This window comes from Aequorivita sp. 609 (assembly GCF_014212065.1).
Taxonomy (GTDB): Bacteria; Bacteroidota; Bacteroidia; order Flavobacteriales; family Flavobacteriaceae; genus Aequorivita; species Aequorivita sinensis.
Map to the genome: position 1 here is coordinate 112,392 of NZ_JACJVM010000017.1, position 17,779 is coordinate 130,170.

A 17,779-nucleotide genomic window follows, 5' to 3' on the forward strand; every position below is an offset into this window, starting at 1 on the left:
TAAACGCAGTAAATTTTTCACTAACTTTAAGGAACTAATTATACCAAATGAAGATTTTTACGCTAATTGTCACATTATTCTTGACAAACTTTGTCTTTTCGCAGAGTAAAAAGCAAGTAGCCTTTAGAGAACTTACCGTAGAACAAGGTTTATCGCAAAATAGTGTGGTAAGTATAGCACAAGACAGTACAGGGTATATATGGTTTGCAACTCAAGACGGACTTAACAAATACGATGGACGCGACTTTACTCATTACGATATTCAATTTGAAGATGTTACTCGTGCAACCTATAGTAAATTAGGGAAAATTTACGTTGCAAGAAACGGAGATATTTGGATAACTTCTAATTCTGGAAATTTAGAAAAGTATAACTCTGAGACCGATAGTTTTCAAATCATACCCAGCCTCGAAAATATTAGCACGCTTATTCAAGATACTTCAGATAACTATTACTTAGGGACTTTTGAAAATGGTATTTATAAAATTAATAGACAAACAAAAGACACCCTTCAGTTTTTAAATTCAAATGATGCTCGACATACTATTTACGATTTTCTGCAAACGGACAATCAAACTATCTTAGCAACTACTGCAAACGGCTATTTCGAAATAAAAAATGATACCTATAAATTTCAAGAAATTCTTCTTGCTACAAACTTTAGTGCACTCGCTCAATCCACCAACAAAACTCTTTATATAGGGAGTTACGGAAAAGGACTTTTTATAAAACAGCAAAACACAAGTTTACCGAGTAGGTTTCTCGGGTTTAAGGATTATAAACTTCCAGGAAATTTAATTATTCAGGATCTTTTAATAGACAAGAAAAATCAGTTGTGGATAGCTACTTATGGTCAAGGTGCCTATTTAGTGAATTTTGAAAATGAGACTATTCAAAATTTTACCGAAAACAAGAACAATCCTTATGCATTGCATTATAATGATGTTTTGTGTTTGTATGAAGACAATACAGGCGCAATTTGGTTAGGTACAGATGGTACAGGTTTGAGTTATTATGATGAGTATTTGGTGAAGTTTAACGTACTCACTAACGACCAGATTCCGCTTAACGTGAATGTAGATGTAATCAGAGCTATAAGTAAAGATGATAAAAATAACCTTTGGGTTGGAACTTCAGGAAAGGGCTTAACTCGATTAAATATCGATAAGCAAGATTATTTCACTTACAGATCTAAAGATTCTGGACTTTTAGGTGATAGAATTATGAGTCTTTTCTATGACGATGGTCAATTGTGGATAGGTCATCAATCGGAAGGATTACAATTGTTGGATTCCGAGGGAAATTTTACTTCGTTTAAGGAAACAGCTTCCTATACCATCTGGAAAATTTACAAAGATGAAAAGGGAGCTATCTGGCTAGCTACACGCGATCACGGACTTATTAAGTTTGATAAAGATTTAGGAGTTCTCAATCAATTCACAATTGATAATTCATACATCACTACAAACAATATTCGAACCGTGGAAAGTGGAGGCCACAAATATCTTTGGATAGGCACCGAAGATGACGGTCTGTTTAGATTAAATAAAGTGACAAAAGAGTTAGCAAAAATTGAATCTTTAAACAGTTATATAAAGTCGCTTTATTTTGATGGAACGTATCTTTTTGTTGGCACCAATGGTGATGGTTTAAAAATCTACCATCCTGAAGATGAAACTATTCTGAATCTCACAACAAAAGAGGGACTGCCAAACAATGTAGTTTATGGTATTCTTCCCGATGAAGAAGGGTATTTATGGGTGAGTAGTAATAAAGGAATTTCAAAGTTGAAATTTGATGGTAATACAATTTCAGTGATTGAAAACTACAGTAATTATGATGGCTTGCAGGCATTTGAATTCAATACTGGCGCTTATTATAAGGATGAAAATGGAATCTTGTATTTCGGAGGTTTGCAGGGATTAAATTGGTTTAATCCGAGTCAGCTAACCTTTAACCCGATTAAGCCAAAAACTGTTATTACAGGTATTCAGGTGTTTAATAAAAACCGAGCACTTTCACCAGATTTGAATTTAAAACACAGCGAAAACACAGTTACCTTTACATTTTCGTCACTTCATTTTTCACAACCTGAGCGCAATCAGTTTAAGTATCGACTTTTAAACAACGATGAAGATTGGATATTTTCTGGTAATAGCAATATAGCGCATTACACCAACTTGCCGCCCAATGATTACGAGTTTCAAGTTATTTCGAGTAATTATGATGGAGTTTGGAATACTACCCCAAAAACGTACTCCTTTACAATTTTGAAACCTTGGTATGGAACCATTTTGGCGAAAGCTATCTATATATTCTTGTTTTTACTATTTGGATTTTACCTATACAGATATTTAAAATGGCGATGGGAAATAAAAAACCAGCTGCGATTAGAACATGAGGAAACCGAGCGCTTGAAAAAGCTTGAGGAATTTAGGACAAAACTTTACACAAACATTTCACACGAGTTCCGAACGCCATTAACACTTATCTCTGGTCCGATAGAAAACCAACTTTCGAAACCTAAGATTTCAAAAACTGATAAAATGGAGCTTTCACTTGTAAAACAGAATGCCGATAGATTGTTGAGTTTGGTAGAACAGATGCTCGATTTGTCGATGATAGACTCTGGACAACGAAAACTAGCAGTAAAGCAAGGAAATCTTTCCATATTGCTAAAACAGTTAATCAGTGCTTTTCAATATAAAGCTTCAGAAAAGAACATTACAATTTCTAGTAAAATTCAAAGTTTGGAGTGTGTGTGGTATGATAAGGATGTGATAGAAAAGATTATATCCAACTTGCTTTCTAATGCTATAAAATACGCGCCTCAAGAAAGTAAAATTTTGTTTGAGGTAAGTAGGCAGGATAAAAGTTTGGTGCTATCCATAATTAATAAAAGTGAATCTGTTGGAAAAAAAGACTTAAGCAAACTCTTTCGCCGATTTTATCAAGACAATAAACTTTCGGAAGGAGTGGGGGTTGGTCTTGCATTAGTTAGAGAATTGGTTACACTGTCTAAAGGAAGTATTATCGCTAATAACATAGACGATGATAAGATTCAATTTACCGTATCTCTTCCTATTAATAAAGAATCTTTTAGCGACGATGAAATTATTTCGACGGATGAAATGGCAAACAGCGAAACCCCTTTAAAACCTTCAATTAAAGTTTCAGAAAAAGATAAACCGTTATTGCTAATTGTAGAAGATGAAGCGGATATTCGCACATTTATAGTTTCTATATTTAAAAATGACTATCGCATTATTGAATCTGAAAATGGACAGTTAGGAATAGAAAAGGCACTATCAAAAGTTCCAGATTTAATTATTAGCGATATTATGATGCCTGAAGTTGGTGGGATAGAGCTTTGCAATTCTCTTAAAGCAAATGAGCTTACTAGTCATATCCCAATAATACTTCTCACGGCCAAAGTGGGCGAAGAAAACGAAATTGAGGGTATAAAAACTGGGGCCGATGCCTACGTTACTAAGCCATTCAACAGTGAGAAACTAAAATTAAGAGTTGAAAAGCTCATTGAAAACAGAAGGCAACTTCAAAAACACTTCAGTAAAACCCTGAGTATAAATCCAGAATTGGCTATTACCTCGGCCGAAAGTGATTTCTTAAACCGCTTAAAAACAGTTCTTGACGAACATATTACTAATCCCGAATTTACCAGCAATCAGTTTGGTGAACTTATGCTTATGAGTCGCACCCAGCTTCATCGAAAACTTAAGGCTATTACGGGAATGTCTGCAAGTGAATTTATTCGCTCGCAACGATTAAAATTGGCCATTGGTCTGCTTAAAGAATCCGACGCGACGATTTCAGAAATTGCTTATCAGGTTGGATTTAATACCCCTTCTTATTTCAGTAAATGTTTTAGAGAAATGTATAACTGCACACCGAACGAGTATCTCTCAAATATCTCATAACTAATATTTAACCGTGTAATTCTTGCTGTTGAAACATAAGTATTATGTTTTGGTACATACCTTCTATGGTACACTTTTAATTCACCTTAGCTTTGGTTAAGAAAACCACATTATATGAAAACTCCCATTCAAGATGATAAAAAAGTTGATGAAGTATATATGAGTATCGATCATCTGAAAGTGGGGAGTTATGTGTTAAAAATCCTCAATAAAAACAAAGTAATTAAAAGTATAAAATTTCAAAAAATCTAAAATCACTATTAACTAAATTAAAAAAATTATGAAAAATTCAATGAAAATTATCTGTTTGCTGTTTCTGTCACTTTTAGTGAGTTGTTCCTCTGATAATGAAGATACAGCGCCGCCACAATATACTTTAGATAACATTCAAGGAGATTGGTATAGAGTAGGAGGCAATAATCCTGAATATAACGGAATGTTAGTAAATGTTGTAGATAATACAGGTACGGTTGTAAACCCAGCTAGTTCAACTTTTAACACAGGAGATATAAAATGGAAAACAATAGTAGCAAAACAAAATAACACTTACGATTATAAGGAATTGGGAAGTGATAATAATTATTATGATGCTACTATGAAATTAGGCGTAGATGACACCCTTCGTATTTCAGTTGGAAATAGCGGGTCGGGTAATGTACAAAAATGGGTGCGACAAATTATTGATACTGAAGCTAATGACTGTCTTCCATATGACCCTACAATCTTTAACGGTAACTTTCAGGGTGAATGGGAGGAAATTAATGAAATTGATGCTTTTTCGATTATGTCTATTCCAAGCCATGATGTAAATGGCGGTATTGCAGCCATTACAGTTCAGACGGATGCACCTGTTGTGCCGTGTTTTAATCTTTTCGCTGGTGATGAGCTTTCTAGCGCATTAAAAACTGGAAATAATGGCACCCAAATTAGAACCTATAGAGTTATTGGTCAGCCAGGCACCTTATTTTCTGGTGAAACTACAGATTGTGAAAATGCACCTAGTGACCAATATCCTTGGCAATATACCGTAAGTTGGTCTTATGAAAGTATAATCGACTGCTATGAGCCTAATAATTCCTTTGAACAAGCAAAGGCTGTTCCAAAAAACGAAACAATATCAGCCTCTGGAGTAGCTGGACACACTAATGGCGGTTTGGGTATTTATGATCCATCCACCTATGATTGGTACAAAATAACCCTTAATGAAGCGACTAAATTACGATTAACGTTGAATGAATGCCCTAGTGATATTCATATGCATTTTAGGATTTTCCAAAAAAATAATAATGGAGGTGTATCTACTATATCTGTAGATAGTGAAGCCATATCGGGTGAACTACATGCCCCTGGAAGTACGTATTATATACAATCTAGAAATATTTTACAACCGGGTGAATATCTTTTAGAAGGACATCGCTTAGTTGGTCAAGGAGTTCCAAGTGTTGTTGCAGACGATGAACTTAATCCTGAACATTGGAGCTCACCTTATACTTTCGTAGTTACCACAGAAGATTAAATTTAAGTTTAAATATGAATAATGAATTAGCTCATTACGAATTTTCAGAAGAGTAACTATAAAATGTGGGGGAATAATAGCGATAAAAGTTCAAAATTTTTATCGCTATTTTTGCATTTAATATTAATTCATTTTTTAAATGACTTCTACTACTATTGAAAAATTGCAGTGGCGTTACGCAACAAAAAAATTTGACCCTTCTAAAACATTAACTGAAGAAAAACTAAATGTTTTAAAAGAGGCATTTAATCTTACTGCAACTTCTTTTGGCTTGCAACCTTTAAAATTGGTAGTTGTTAGTAACTCCGATATTAAGAAGCAGTTAATGCCGATTACATATAATCAGCCTCAGGTACGCGATGCTTCTCACGTTTTAATTTTATGCATTGAAAAAAGTATAAATGAAGAGTTTATTATAGACCATTTTAAAAGAGTAGAAGGCTTGCGAAAAACTCCACGGACTATTTTAGAACCTTTTGAAAAAAACCTAATCGATTCGTTTACAGAAAAAGATAGTTCAGAAATAAAGGATTGGATGGTCAACCAACTCTATTTAACACTAGGAGCACTACTAACGGTGTGTGCCGTCGAGAAAATAGACGCCTGCCCAATGGAAGGGTTTGAATCAAAAAAATACGATGCTTTACTAGGTCTTGACAAACAAGGGTTAGAATCTGTAATTGTATTGCCAATTGGATATCGCGATGAGTCTGATTTTTTTATAAATCTTAAAAAAGTGCGTCGTGGAGTTGATGAATTAACGATAGAGTTCAAATAAATTTAGCTTGAATAAAGTCAAAGGGATCGGGAAACTATGACCAAATAGAATATGAAGGGTAAGTTTACAGTTGAAATACTAAGTCAATTACCCCTTTAAACTTTTTCAAAAAATATTAATTATTATAAATATAAAACATGCCAGGATTTGAAATTTTTGGCGCTGAAGAGCGCAAACAAGTAAATGATGTATTGGAAACAGGTGTTTTAATGCGCTATGGATTTGACGGAATGCGAAACAATCATTGGAAAGCCAAAGAATTTGAATCTCTTTTCGCAAAAAGAATGGACGCAGAATTCTGTCAATTAGTTTCTAGCGGAACAGCGGCTTTAACTGTAGCTTTGGCTTCAGCTGGAATTGGTGCTGGGGATGAGGTAATCATGCCAACATTTACTTTTGTAGCAAGTTTTGAATCTATTTTAGCGCTGGGCGCTGTTCCTATTTTGGTAGATATCGATGAAACTTTAACGCTTGATCCCAAAGCTGTAGAGGCTGCAATTACTGAAAAAACAAAGTGCGTTATGCCTGTGCATATGTGCGGTTCTATGGCAGACTTAAGAACCTTAAAAGCAATTTGCGATAAACACAATTTAATTCTCCTCGAAGACGCCTGCCAAGCTTTAGGTGGTACTTATGAAGGAAAACCCCTAGGTAGCTATGGTGATTTAGGATGCTTTTCTTTCGATTATGTAAAAACTATTACCTGTGGGGAAGGCGGTGCAATTATCACAAATAATAAAGAATACGCAAAAAACGCAGATCATTATCAAGACCATGGCCACGATCACGTTGGTAACGACCGTGGAGCAGAATCGCATCCCTTTCTAGGATACAATTTTAGAATATCCGAATTGAATGCGGCAGTCGGTTTGGCACAGCTCGACAAATTAGATGGAATATTAAATACTCAGAAGGAAAACTACAGAATACTTCGCGAAGCTTTAGAGTCTATCGAAGGCGTGACTTTTAGAAAAGTGCCTGAAGGTGGAGAAGAAAATTATTCTTTTTTGAGTTTTTTCCTGCCGAATGAAGATTTAACGAAAAAATCCCATAAAGCACTTTCTGATGCTGGTGTCGATGCTTGTTTTTATTGGTATACCAATAATTGGCATTACATAAATGGTTGGGAACACCTAAGAAATCAAAAGAGCTTAGGCAACCTTTCTTCGGAAGTGAAAAACCAAATGCAAGACTTAAACAATACCGATTTTTCCAAAAGTCATGCAGTGATGAGCCGTACAATTTCTTCATTGATTAAAATTGGCTGGACTGAAAAAGAGGTTCAAAAAAGAGCTGAAGCAATGAAACAAGCGATTATCTCAGTTTTATAGATTTTCGTCACTATTTATTAAAGGTCGTCTAATGTTGTTTTAGACGACTTTTTTGTTTTTATATACTTCAAATTCCCAATGGGAAAGCAATAATTTGCTTCTACTTCAGGTGTTTTCGGAAAATGACACATTTCTTTGAACTTTTGAAACATGTGTGATAATGACTTAACATGTATGTCTTTAGCTTAGTGATGTAGAATGATTTAAACATTACTTATGAAAACTAAAAACATAATTATAGCATTTGTCTTCCTTTTAATAGGAACCAATATTCAGGCTCAAATATTAGATAAAATAGCTAAAAGGGCTGAAAGCACTGCAGAGCGAACTGTATTAAATAGAACAGATAGAGAAGTTTCAAAGCAAACAAATAAAACTATTGATGGGGTAATTGAAGGTGATAAAGAAAAAAAAACGAAAAAAACTCCTAAGAAATCCAAAACTAAAAAGAAAACCAGAAATCCGAATATAATCGGAGGTAATATGGATGGAATTCCTGATAGTTATAACTTTCAGTATTCATTAGATATGAAAATAACCTCAGACGGAAACACTTCTAATTTAAAATATTTTGCTGCACCTAATGCGAGTTACTTCGGAACTGGAGTAGCAGGTCAAAACAATAGTGTTATTGTTTACGATATAGAAAATCAAGCTATGATAACTTTTATGAATAGTAATGGACAAAAAATGGCAATGAAGATGAATATGCCCTTACAAGAAGAAATGCAAGAAATGATTAATCAAAAAGGCAGTAATAGTAAAGGTGATGGTATGAAGTATATCCCAATTGAAGGCAAGACCATTTTAGGGTATAAATGTAAAGGATATTTGGTAAAACAGGAGGAGGGTACAAGTAAGATTTATATTACAAATGAAGCTCCAATTGGTTTTTTAGGAATGCTAGCTAGTGTTAATGCCATAGGTGACGACAAAAATACTATAGACATTCCATTTGATGAGAACTCAACGATTATGGAGATGGAGTTTACTTCAAACTCAAAAAACAGAGATGATATGCATATACTGTGTACTGCTATAGAAAAACATCAATTTACTATTAATAGAAACGAATATCGCGGATTGTAACCATCTTGTAAAGTTAAAATCAAGACAAATAGTTAATCATTGAAATTAATATTATGAAATCAATCGCAATAATATTTCTCGCTTTAATATATCTCACTAGCTGTAAAGACAGTAAAAGTTCTGATATTAATACAAGTGTAAATCACGATACCCATACAAACACTGAGAAAGCAATAAACAGTAACAATAAAACTCAGGATAACGAAAATAAAAGGGATTCGAAAATTAAAGAATCTCAAGAAGATTGGTATTGGAAAAATACTATTATGAGTAAAAACAACTCCTTCGATAATTGGCAAGAAGGAGCGGTAGAATTAGTTATGTTATTCAAAATCAAAGGAAATGATATGCATCCTAAAACCATAAAAGTGGGGACTATCAATGCTTCAGGAGAAGTTAATATTAATTTACCCTCAGAATTAAAAACAGAACGAAAATTAGATAATCTGGGAAACCTTGTTTTTTTCGACATTACTGATATTTCAAATTTTAATTATGAAAATGGAAATACTGGTTATTTCTCAAATACATCATTTCAGGTTCTCAAGAATGGCAATGCTATAGGTAATTTAACTATGGGTAATTCGGTGCGAACTACTTATAATCTAACGAATCAAAGCAATTTAACACAAGGGGATGAGGGATACCTTGTTTACTTGGTTTATGTTGATGAAAAAGCTGCGATGAAAGGAAATGAAACTACTACTGTAAAAGCGAGAAGAGATGGTACAAACACTATTGATGCAGAAACAACTGTTGTTTACAATTTAAATTTTAAACCAGGTTGGAATTATGTAAAAACTGAAGTAATAGGTAGATATAATCTAGAACACGAAAGAGGCTTGGATGTATCTTGGTTCAAAAAACACGAACATACTAGAATCCCTAATAAACCTTTAGAAGCCGAATATTTCTTCAGAAAAAATTCATATTAATTAAATTCTGTTTTTATTGAATATAAAATCTTCAGTTGTATAGCATTGCTAGGTGCGGATAAAAACTTCAAATTATTGATACGCTTTAACTCGTATTAACTCGTAGATTTTCAGCATGTAATACTTCAAAATAGGGGAGGAATGTAACTTCTCAATTTTCTCTATTCAACTTACAACATTTTGTTAACGATTATCTATGGAATATTCCCGATATTTGTTTTTACCCAAAATTTAAAAACTCTAATTAACAAACTATGGGAATGAACAAAAACACTGTATTGGCATGGGCCACATTTATAATGATTGTAGTAGGTTTAGTTCTTATTGGCTTAGGTGCCTTTCGGTACGATGATATTGCTGGTTGGGGCTTCGCTTCAGTAGGTATCGGCTTTTTTGCTATTGCTTGGGTTTTTAACGCATTAAAAGGGAGAGTTTAAAAAAGCAATTTGTAATCAGTAAAAAGTTTAATTTATATAAATTTTTTATTGTTTTCGGTTTAATGTTATGTCTGAAGAAAAACTAATACGAGAAAGACTTTCAAAGCATCTATACGGTGGAGAGGCCTTTATGCCCGTGATGGAAATGTTGGATAAAATTTCTTTTGAAGATATCAATACTCGTCCAGCCAATTTGCCTTACTCTTTTTATGAATTGTTTTTTCATATTGTTTTTACTCAAAAAGACATTGTAAAGTTCACCTGTTCTGATGACTACATCACACCAAAATGGCCAGATTTTTATTGGCCCAAAGAAAAAATATGTAAGAATGCTGAAGAATGGGAAACACTAAAAGCTGAATATATTACAGACCGCGAACGTTTAAAAAACTTCCTTTTAGATGAGAAAAATCAACTAACCAAAGCAGTCAAAAATGGAAAAGGAGAACAAACACTGCTACGCGAATTGCTCCTCGTAATTGAACACACTGCGTATCACACTGGACAAATGCTAATTGTATTAAGACTTCTGAATCTTCATTAAATGGTTATTAGTTTCTAGTTTTAAATAAATCAATTTCAGTGCTTAAAAATCACATTTATAGCGCTTGCGACAAAAAAAATAATAGAGAGTAATCTCAACAATAAATAATAAATTACAATCAATAATTATGTCTGACGATAAAAAAGTAATCTTCTCGATGTCTGGGTTAACAAAGACCTATCAAAGTGCCCAGACTCCTGTACTTAAAAATATATATCTAAGTTTCTTCTACGGTGCCAAAATTGGTATTCTTGGTTTAAACGGAAGTGGTAAATCTACATTGCTTCGCATTATTGCAGGAGAAGAAAAAAACTATCAAGGCGATGTGGTTTTCGCTCCTGGATATACAGTAGGGTACTTAGAACAAGAGCCAAAACTAGACGAATCTAAAACTGTGCTTGAAGTTGTAAAGGAAGGAGTGCAAGAAGTTGTTGACGTGCTTGATGAGTACAATAAGATTAACGACATGTTCGGGCTTCCTGAAGTGTATGAGAATCCTGATAAGATGGAGGAGTTGATGAATAAACAAGCAAAGCTTCAAGATAAAATTGACGCGACTAACGCTTGGGAACTCGATACCAAATTAGAAATAGCAATGGATGCGCTACGTACTCCAGAGCCAGATAAGCTTATTAGTGTACTATCAGGAGGTGAAAGACGTCGTGTAGCATTGTGTAGGTTGCTTCTTAGAGAACCAGATGTGCTATTACTCGATGAGCCTACCAACCACTTGGATGCAGAGAGTGTTCATTGGTTAGAGCATCATTTAGCAGAATATAAAGGAACTGTAATTGCCGTTACTCACGACCGTTACTTCCTAGATAACGTTGCTGGATGGATTTTAGAACTAGATAGAGGTGAAGGGATTCCTTGGAAAGGAAATTACTCATCTTGGTTAGATCAAAAATCGAAGCGATTAGCACTAGAGCAAAAGCAAGCTGGAAAACGTCAAAAAACGCTTGAACGTGAGTTGGAGTGGGTTCGTCAAGGAGCTAAAGGTCGCCAAACAAAACAAAAGGCACGTTTACAGAATTACGACAAGCTTTTAAGTCAAGATCAAAAGCAATTGGATGAGAAGTTAGAAATCTACATCCCTAATGGTCCAAGATTAGGAACAAATGTTATTGAAGCGAAAGATGTTTCCAAGGCATTTGGCGATAAACTGCTTTACGAAAAATTAAACTTTAAATTACCACAGGCAGGGATTGTAGGTATTATCGGTCCTAACGGAGCAGGTAAAACAACCATTTTTAAGATGATTATGGGGGAAGAAACCCCAGACAAAGGAACTTTTGAAGTGGGTGAAACTGCTAAAATTGCTTACGTAGATCAAACACACTCTAATATAGACCCTGAAAAAACCATTTGGGAGAACTTCAGCGATGGGCAAGAGCTTATTATGATGGGTGGCCGACAAGTAAACTCTAGAGCTTATTTAAGTCGTTTTAACTTCAGTGGTAGCGAGCAAAACAAAAAAGTATCTATGCTTTCTGGTGGAGAAAGAAACCGACTTCATTTAGCTATGACGTTAAAAGAAGAAGGAAACGTTCTCCTGCTTGATGAGCCAACAAACGACTTAGATGTTAACACCTTACGAGCGTTAGAGGAAGGTTTAGAAAACTTTGCTGGCTGTGCTGTAGTAATTAGCCACGACCGTTGGTTTTTAGATAGAATTTGTACTCACATTTTAGCTTTTGAAGGTAATAGTGAAGTGTATTATTTCGAAGGAGGCTTTAGTGAATATGAAGAGAATAAAAAGAAACGCTTAGGCGGCGACTTGATGCCGAAACGTATTAAATACAAAAAACTAATTAGATAAATTATGTGGAAATATTTTATTGCGCTTGGTTTAATAGTAACGATTTCATCCTGTGGATCTAAAAATACCGCTATGAAATCGTCTAAGGCCGCTAAGGAAATTGTATTAGGGAAAAGTGAAGTTGTATCTTACAAAAGTTTAGGTAACGGCGTGGCTTCAGTATCTTTAAAACTCTATGAGAACAACACCTTTTTATTCGACTTTAAAAGTATTCCGCAGCCTGGTTCAAACGACAAACCTGTGGTAATTTCTGAAAAGGGAACTTACACATCTGATGGAAAATGGAAGACTTTAAATTTTGTAAAACCAAAGTTTTCGCTAGCTGCAATTTTTGACGCTCAGTACGGTGATGCTTCACACTTTACCGTTATAAGCGACGATAAAGTAAAGATAAACTCCTCAAAACCCGCCTTGCCAATTTGGGGTGTAGTTTGTGAGAAAAAATAAATTATTGTCTGTTAGAACTAAAATACAAGCATTTGCAAAGTATTCGTTCTAACAGACTTTTTTATTGTATTATCTTTTAAAACGGATTAAGAAATCACATCGCTTACTAAATAAGCGATAGCCTTTCCAACTTGGTTTGGTGCAACCCCAGCAGAAGGAGCACCTTCGCAAAGATGAACATAGCTCGCGTTTTTGTTTTTAGCGAAATAGGAGACGAATTGTCGCGCTTGCGTTACTGAAAAACCACTTGGTGTAATTGCACTACTTCCCATTATTTCAATAGCATCCATATCCAATTCAATCCCAAAATTATCATTACTACAGAAGTTTTCACTTTCGGCTAATGCTTCAGAAAAGCTTTTGTTTTGATTAATTGCTATATCCTCAAAAAGATTAAATTTCACTTTCTCAGGATTGTTTTTCATCGAAGCAAATACGACTTCAGAAGTGTAGTTTCTATGAAGCCCGAATATAAAATACTTGCTTAAAAACCCTTCTTCAAAAGCATAAGAAAATCCGTTGCCACTGTGGCGGTGTTCTAAGGCACGAAAATCTGTATGTGCATCAAAATTTATACAGTTTATAGGTTTTTTTAATCCTTCAGAAGTTCCTTTTATATTTCCGTAACTATTATTGTGGCCTCCACCTATAATTATCGGGAATTTTCCAGCTGCAACTATTGCTTTTACAACTTCGGCTACTTTATGGTCTATTTGAAATACAAGTTCACCAAGTTTTTCGGCATAATGTTTATCTGCTTTTGAAATATTTTCTGCCTGCTTCATCTGAGTGTCGCAGTCTATTTCCCCTAAAAGAATAACATTCTCAGCATTTGTTAAGTGATTGTGCTGAATATTTAAAATACTCCCTAATGCAGTGTTCCAAGCCTTTGAAGTTCCTGGATTCCCATAATTTGCACGAACGCCAATATCCTCAGGGATACCTAGTAAAACGTAATTAGACGAATGATTCTTTAAGCTTTCAAGAGAATCAACGAAACCAACTTTTTCACCAAATTTAGTTTCACCAGCGCGCTTATTGATATAAGGAGCGGCATCTTTTTCGGAGTAAATTTTAATTAAATTCATTTTACTTCCTTACCATTAATTATAACAGCATCAATCATATTGCTTCCGAATGCATAAGGCAAATAACCATAAGATGGAATTGGCTTTGTAATGATGAGGTTTGCCGCTTTTCCTTTTGTAATACTTCCATGAGTATCACTTAAGCCCATTGCATATGCTCCATTGATTGTAGCAGCATTAATAGCTTCCTCTGGAGTTAGTCGCATTTTAATACAAGCGGTTGCCACCACAAAATTCATGTTTCCACTTGGCGTAGAACCAGGGTTGTAATCGGTTGCAAGCGCTAAAGGAAGCCCTGCGTCAATCATTTTTCTTCCAGGTGCATACGGGATACTTAAAAAATATGAACAAGAAGGAAGCGCCACTGGCATGGTATCACTGTTTTTTAAAGCGTCTATATCTTCATCCGTCATTACTTCTAAATGATCTACACTTAATGCTTTGTGTTTTACTGCCGATTCAATTCCGCCAATACTATTAAATTGATTAACGTGTACTTTTGGAATTAGGTTGTATTTTTTTCCTTCTTCGAGTAAACGCTCCATATCTGCAACTGAGAAATAACCTTCCTCACAAAAGATATCTACATATTCGGCAAGACCTTTTTCAGCTACTTTTGGAAGCATTTCGTTACACAATAAATCCATATATCCATCTTTGTTTCCCTTGTATTCTGTAGGAATTGCATGCGCACCTAAGAATGTAGTTTTGATAGTTATTGGATAATTCTCAGAAAGTTTTTTAGCTACACGAAGCATTTTCATTTCAGCTTCTGTAGTAAGTCCGTACCCACTTTTAATTTCTAAAGAGCCAGTACCTAAACTCATTATTTCCTCTAAACGAGTTGCCGATTGATTGTATAATTCTTCTTCAGAAGTTTCTTGAAGTTTTTTCGCACTATTTACAATCCCACCTCCTTTTTCGGCTATTTCTTGATACGTAAGACCATTAATTCTATCTACAAATTCTTGTTCTCTATTTCCAGCATAAACCAAATGGCTATGACTGTCGCACCAAGCCGGAAGCACCATTTTACCTGAACAGTCTAGGGGTTTAAAACCTTCATATTCTTTCAGATTGTCCATAGTACCGTAGTCTTCAATCTTCCCATTGTTTAAAAACACCCAAGCATTTTTAAGTGTAGGGAGATCTTTCATCTCTTTTCCACTTAATTTTAAAGGAGAGTTTTCACGTACTTGGAGTAATTCTTTTATGTTAGTGAGTAGTAATTTCATTGTTTAATATTAATTCTTGTAATTTTTTATAAAGATAAAGAAAGTATATTCTATAAGAGAAGCAGCAAATACATAAATTGTAGATAACCGAGCAGCGATGATATTTGAGCATATATCGCCTCTTGGAAATAGGTTTTATTATTCTGAAATTTCTTCTTTGTAATTTATATCTTTAAAGTTTCTGAATTACTAAACTATGAAATCTGAAAAATTAGGGCTCAACTCCATTTGTACGCATATAGGTGAAGTAGAGGATAAACAGTTTAAAGGAGCTATTTCGCCACTGTATATGTCGAGTAGCTATGCTTTTGAAGACGTTGAGATAAAGCGATATCCGCGATATTTTAATACACCCAATCAAGAGGCACTTTGCAAGAAAATTGCGATGTTGGAAAAATGTGAAGCAGCACTTATCTTCGGAAGTGGAATGGCTGCAGTTAGTACAACAATGCTGGCATTCCTTCACCAAGGCGACCATGTAGTGTTACCTCAAACTTTATATGGAGGGACCTATAATTTTGTTGTTGAAGAGTTTCATAAATTTGGAATAGAATATTCTTTTGCTGAAGGGTTTTCAAAAAAGGATTTTTCAGAGAAAATTCAGAAGAATACAAAAGTGATATTTGTTGAAACACCATCCAACCCATTGATGCGGATAACCGATTTAGAAATGATTTCCAAACTAGCTAAAGAGCACGGAATTATTTCTATGATAGACAATACATTTGCTTCACCAGTAAATCAAACTCCAGCCGATTTCGGAATTGATATAATGATTCACAGTGCCACAAAATATATGGGTGGTCACAGTGATATTTGTGCCGGTGTAGTAGCAGCAAGCGAAGCGCATATAAAAGTAATTTGGAACCTCGGTAAAAACTTAGGTGGTAGCCTTAGCGATTATACAGTTTGGCTTTTGGAGCGCAGTATGAAAACCATGGGATTGCGTGTAAAAGCCCAAAATAAAAACGCCAAAAAAATGGCTAAGTGGCTGGATAAACACCCTTTAGTAGATAAAGTATATTATCCAGGTCTAAAAACCCATCCAGATTATAAGCTTGCTAAAAAGCAAATGAGAGGTTATACTGGGATGCTCTCTTTTGAAATTAATCAATCCTTAAATGTTAGTGAATTTCTGAAGAGTTTAAGGTTGATAAAACCATCTATGAGTCTAGCAGGAGTGGAATCTACAATTCTTTCCCCAGCTAAAACTTCTCATGGATTGTTGTCTCCTGAGGCTAGAAAAGAGCAGGGCATAAGTGATGGTTTACTGCGTTTCTCGGTAGGAATAGAGGAGGTAGCAGATTTAAAAAATGATATAGAAAGTGCTTTTAAGAAAATAAAAAAATAATTTATATGAAGATTGATATCCTTGCTATTGGCGCACATCCCGATGATGTAGAATTGGGATGCGCGGCGACCTTAGCTAAAGAAATACACAAAGGGAAAAAGGTAGGTTTGTTAGATTTAACTCGTGGCGAATTAGGAACTCGTGGAACGGCAGAAATTCGGGATCAAGAGGCTGCAGATGCTGCCAAAATTTTGGGAGCAACCTTTAGGCATAACTTAGGACTTGCTGATGGTTTTTTTGTAAATGATAAAGCATCGCAGTTGGAGATTATAAAAATAATTAGGAAGTATCAACCAGAAGTGGTTTTGTGTAATGCCATTGATGATAGACATATAGATCATGGAAAAGGTAGTAAGTTGGCTAGTGATGCATGTTTTTTAAGTGGTTTACAGAAAATCGAAACTATTTATGAAGGGCAGGTTCAAAAACCTTGGCGACCAAAGTTTGTTTATCACTACATACAATGGAAAAATATTGAACCTGATTTTGTGGTAGATGTAACTGGTTTCTTGGATAAAAAATTAGAAACTGTTTTTGCTTATAAAAGTCAGTTTCACCAAGAAGATGCTAACGAACCTGAAACCCCAATAACATCTACAAATTTTAGAGATAGTATAACGTACAGAGCTCAAGATTTAGGGCGACTTATTGGAGCTGAGCATGCTGAGGGGTTTACGGTAGAAAGATTTCCCGCTGTTGATTCTATTTTTGATTTGATTTAATTCTTTTTTAAAGAAGATTTCAAATTTTTATGTTTTGATGTTGTAAAACAACAAGAATTGATTTATATTTGCAACCGCTTAACAGCGTTGTGTTTTAAAGCACATAAAATGGTGGTTGTAGCTCAGCTGGTTAGAGCGCTTGATTGTGGTTCAAGAGGTCGCCGGTTCGAAACCGGTCTTCCACCCAAAAGACAAAGTCTTCCTTAACAGGAGGACTTTTTTTGTTTTAAGAGTTTTTTTGAATAAGATTTAGGTTGAGAAGTTTACCCTGAGCGGAGTCGAAGGGAAACCGGTCTTCCACCCAAAAGACAAAGTCTTCCTAAACAGGAGGACTTTTTTTGTTTTTAGAGTTTTTTTGAATAAGATTTAGGTTGAGAAGTTTAAGTCGCTGCCGCGCGATTTTATCTCAAATCCGCAACTCTCCAAATGAACTTGTGGCTTTCTCCTCTTAAAACTGCTAGAGATGTAGATTTGTAGTTTTAGATGAGTTTTCGGCTCTATTCAAAGCATATCTCCCCCATTACAAGTTTTTTCTGCTCGGTACGAAGC

At 34.9% G+C, this 17,779-nt stretch carries 15 protein-coding genes and 1 tRNA gene; 14 read left to right on the forward strand and 2 right to left on the reverse strand.

Going from position 1 to position 17,779, the window contains the following annotated elements; all coding sequences use genetic code 11:
- The first annotated feature begins 47 nt into the window (after positions 1-47).
- The 11 genes from H4O20_RS07520 to H4O20_RS07570 all read left to right on the forward strand — a co-directional run bounded on the left by H4O20_RS07520 (position 48) and on the right by H4O20_RS07570 (position 12,834).
- On the forward strand, positions 48-3,938 hold the full coding sequence (locus tag H4O20_RS07520; protein ID WP_185098797.1) for a two-component regulator propeller domain-containing protein: 3,891 nt from the start codon (positions 48-50) through the stop codon (positions 3,936-3,938).
- Between the two features lie 114 nt (positions 3,939-4,052).
- A complete protein-coding gene (locus tag H4O20_RS07525) occupies positions 4,053-4,190 on the forward strand; it encodes a hypothetical protein (protein ID WP_185098798.1) in 138 nt (45 codons plus the stop codon).
- Positions 4,191-4,218: 28 nt separating this feature from the next.
- A complete protein-coding gene (locus H4O20_RS07530; protein ID WP_185098799.1) occupies positions 4,219-5,454 on the forward strand; it encodes a hypothetical protein in 1,236 nt (411 codons plus the stop codon).
- Between the two features lie 139 nt (positions 5,455-5,593).
- Positions 5,594-6,232 (forward strand): NAD(P)H-dependent oxidoreductase, encoded by a 639-nt coding sequence (locus H4O20_RS07535; RefSeq protein WP_185098800.1) that lies wholly within the window; start codon positions 5,594-5,596, stop codon positions 6,230-6,232.
- A 137-nt stretch (positions 6,233-6,369) separates the two neighbouring features.
- Positions 6,370-7,563 (forward strand): DegT/DnrJ/EryC1/StrS aminotransferase family protein, encoded by a 1,194-nt coding sequence (locus tag H4O20_RS07540; RefSeq protein ID WP_185098801.1) that lies wholly within the window; start codon positions 6,370-6,372, stop codon positions 7,561-7,563.
- A 216-nt stretch (positions 7,564-7,779) separates the two neighbouring features.
- A complete protein-coding gene (locus tag H4O20_RS07545) occupies positions 7,780-8,652 on the forward strand; it encodes a DUF4412 domain-containing protein (RefSeq protein ID WP_185098802.1) in 873 nt (290 codons plus the stop codon).
- Positions 8,653-8,705: 53 nt separating this feature from the next.
- On the forward strand, positions 8,706-9,587 hold the full coding sequence (locus tag H4O20_RS07550) for a hypothetical protein (protein WP_185098803.1): 882 nt from the start codon (positions 8,706-8,708) through the stop codon (positions 9,585-9,587).
- A gap of 254 nt (positions 9,588-9,841) precedes the next feature.
- Positions 9,842-10,024, forward strand: coding sequence for a CAL67264 family membrane protein (locus H4O20_RS07555; protein ID WP_139855646.1), 183 nt, complete (start codon positions 9,842-9,844; stop codon positions 10,022-10,024).
- A gap of 67 nt (positions 10,025-10,091) precedes the next feature.
- Entirely contained in the window at positions 10,092-10,568 is a 477-nt protein-coding gene (locus tag H4O20_RS07560; protein WP_185098804.1) for a DinB family protein, read from the forward strand.
- 127 nt (positions 10,569-10,695) lie between these two features.
- Entirely contained in the window at positions 10,696-12,387 is a 1,692-nt protein-coding gene (gene ettA, locus H4O20_RS07565) for an energy-dependent translational throttle protein EttA (protein ID WP_185098805.1), read from the forward strand.
- A gap of 72 nt (positions 12,388-12,459) precedes the next feature.
- Entirely contained in the window at positions 12,460-12,834 is a 375-nt protein-coding gene (locus H4O20_RS07570; RefSeq protein WP_185098806.1) for a hypothetical protein, read from the forward strand.
- An 86-nt stretch (positions 12,835-12,920) separates the two neighbouring features.
- On the opposite strand, the gene H4O20_RS07575 is transcribed toward H4O20_RS07570, so the two are convergent.
- Together H4O20_RS07575 and hutI are read right to left on the reverse strand one after the other, a co-directional pair.
- Entirely contained in the window at positions 12,921-13,922 is a 1,002-nt protein-coding gene (locus H4O20_RS07575) for a formimidoylglutamase (protein ID WP_185098807.1), read from the reverse strand.
- On the reverse strand, positions 13,919-15,157 hold the full coding sequence (gene hutI / locus H4O20_RS07580) for an imidazolonepropionase (protein ID WP_185098808.1): 1,239 nt from the start codon (positions 15,155-15,157) through the stop codon (positions 13,919-13,921). The genes H4O20_RS07575 and hutI overlap by 4 nt, the downstream gene beginning before the upstream one ends.
- A 196-nt stretch (positions 15,158-15,353) precedes the next feature.
- On the opposite strand from hutI, the gene H4O20_RS07585 reads away from it, so the two are divergent.
- The 3 genes from H4O20_RS07585 to H4O20_RS07595 all read left to right on the forward strand — a co-directional run bounded on the left by H4O20_RS07585 (position 15,354) and on the right by H4O20_RS07595 (position 17,416).
- Complete coding sequence (locus H4O20_RS07585) at positions 15,354-16,508, forward strand: PLP-dependent aspartate aminotransferase family protein (protein ID WP_185098809.1); 1,155 nt, start codon at positions 15,354-15,356, stop codon at positions 16,506-16,508.
- Between the two features lie 5 nt (positions 16,509-16,513).
- Positions 16,514-17,230: a bacillithiol biosynthesis deacetylase BshB1 gene (gene bshB1 / locus H4O20_RS07590; protein ID WP_185098810.1), complete on the forward strand. Its 717-nt coding sequence runs from the start codon at positions 16,514-16,516 to the stop codon at positions 17,228-17,230.
- Positions 17,231-17,340: 110 nt separating this feature from the next.
- A tRNA-His gene (locus H4O20_RS07595) sits at positions 17,341-17,416 on the forward strand.
- Positions 17,417-17,779 lie beyond the last annotated feature (363 nt).

What these genes read in the sequence shown, in the direction of transcription:
- H4O20_RS07525 (WP_185098798.1), top strand. Translation starts at nt 4,053, where the DNA reads ATGAAAACTCCCATTCAAGATGATAAAAAAGTTGATGAAGTATATATG.
- H4O20_RS07570 (WP_185098806.1), top strand. Translation starts at nt 12,460, where the DNA reads ATGAAATCGTCTAAGGCCGCTAAGGAAATTGTATTAGGGAAAAGTGAA.
- H4O20_RS07545 (WP_185098802.1), top strand. Translation starts at nt 7,780, where the DNA reads ATGAAAACTAAAAACATAATTATAGCATTTGTCTTCCTTTTAATAGGA.
- H4O20_RS07520 (WP_185098797.1), top strand. Translation starts at nt 48, where the DNA reads ATGAAGATTTTTACGCTAATTGTCACATTATTCTTGACAAACTTTGTC.
- H4O20_RS07555 (WP_139855646.1), top strand. Translation starts at nt 9,842, where the DNA reads ATGGGAATGAACAAAAACACTGTATTGGCATGGGCCACATTTATAATG.
- H4O20_RS07550 (WP_185098803.1), top strand. Translation starts at nt 8,706, where the DNA reads ATGAAATCAATCGCAATAATATTTCTCGCTTTAATATATCTCACTAGC.
- H4O20_RS07585 (WP_185098809.1), top strand. Translation starts at nt 15,354, where the DNA reads ATGAAATCTGAAAAATTAGGGCTCAACTCCATTTGTACGCATATAGGT.
- H4O20_RS07530 (WP_185098799.1), top strand. Translation starts at nt 4,219, where the DNA reads ATGAAAAATTCAATGAAAATTATCTGTTTGCTGTTTCTGTCACTTTTA.
- H4O20_RS07560 (WP_185098804.1), top strand. Translation starts at nt 10,092, where the DNA reads ATGTCTGAAGAAAAACTAATACGAGAAAGACTTTCAAAGCATCTATAC.
- H4O20_RS07575 (WP_185098807.1), bottom strand. Translation starts at nt 13,922, where the DNA reads ATGAATTTAATTAAAATTTACTCCGAAAAAGATGCCGCTCCTTATATC.
- H4O20_RS07535 (WP_185098800.1), top strand. Translation starts at nt 5,594, where the DNA reads ATGACTTCTACTACTATTGAAAAATTGCAGTGGCGTTACGCAACAAAA.
- H4O20_RS07540 (WP_185098801.1), top strand. Translation starts at nt 6,370, where the DNA reads ATGCCAGGATTTGAAATTTTTGGCGCTGAAGAGCGCAAACAAGTAAAT.
- ettA (WP_185098805.1), top strand. Translation starts at nt 10,696, where the DNA reads ATGTCTGACGATAAAAAAGTAATCTTCTCGATGTCTGGGTTAACAAAG.
- hutI (WP_185098808.1), bottom strand. Translation starts at nt 15,157, where the DNA reads ATGAAATTACTACTCACTAACATAAAAGAATTACTCCAAGTACGTGAA.
- bshB1 (WP_185098810.1), top strand. Translation starts at nt 16,514, where the DNA reads ATGAAGATTGATATCCTTGCTATTGGCGCACATCCCGATGATGTAGAA.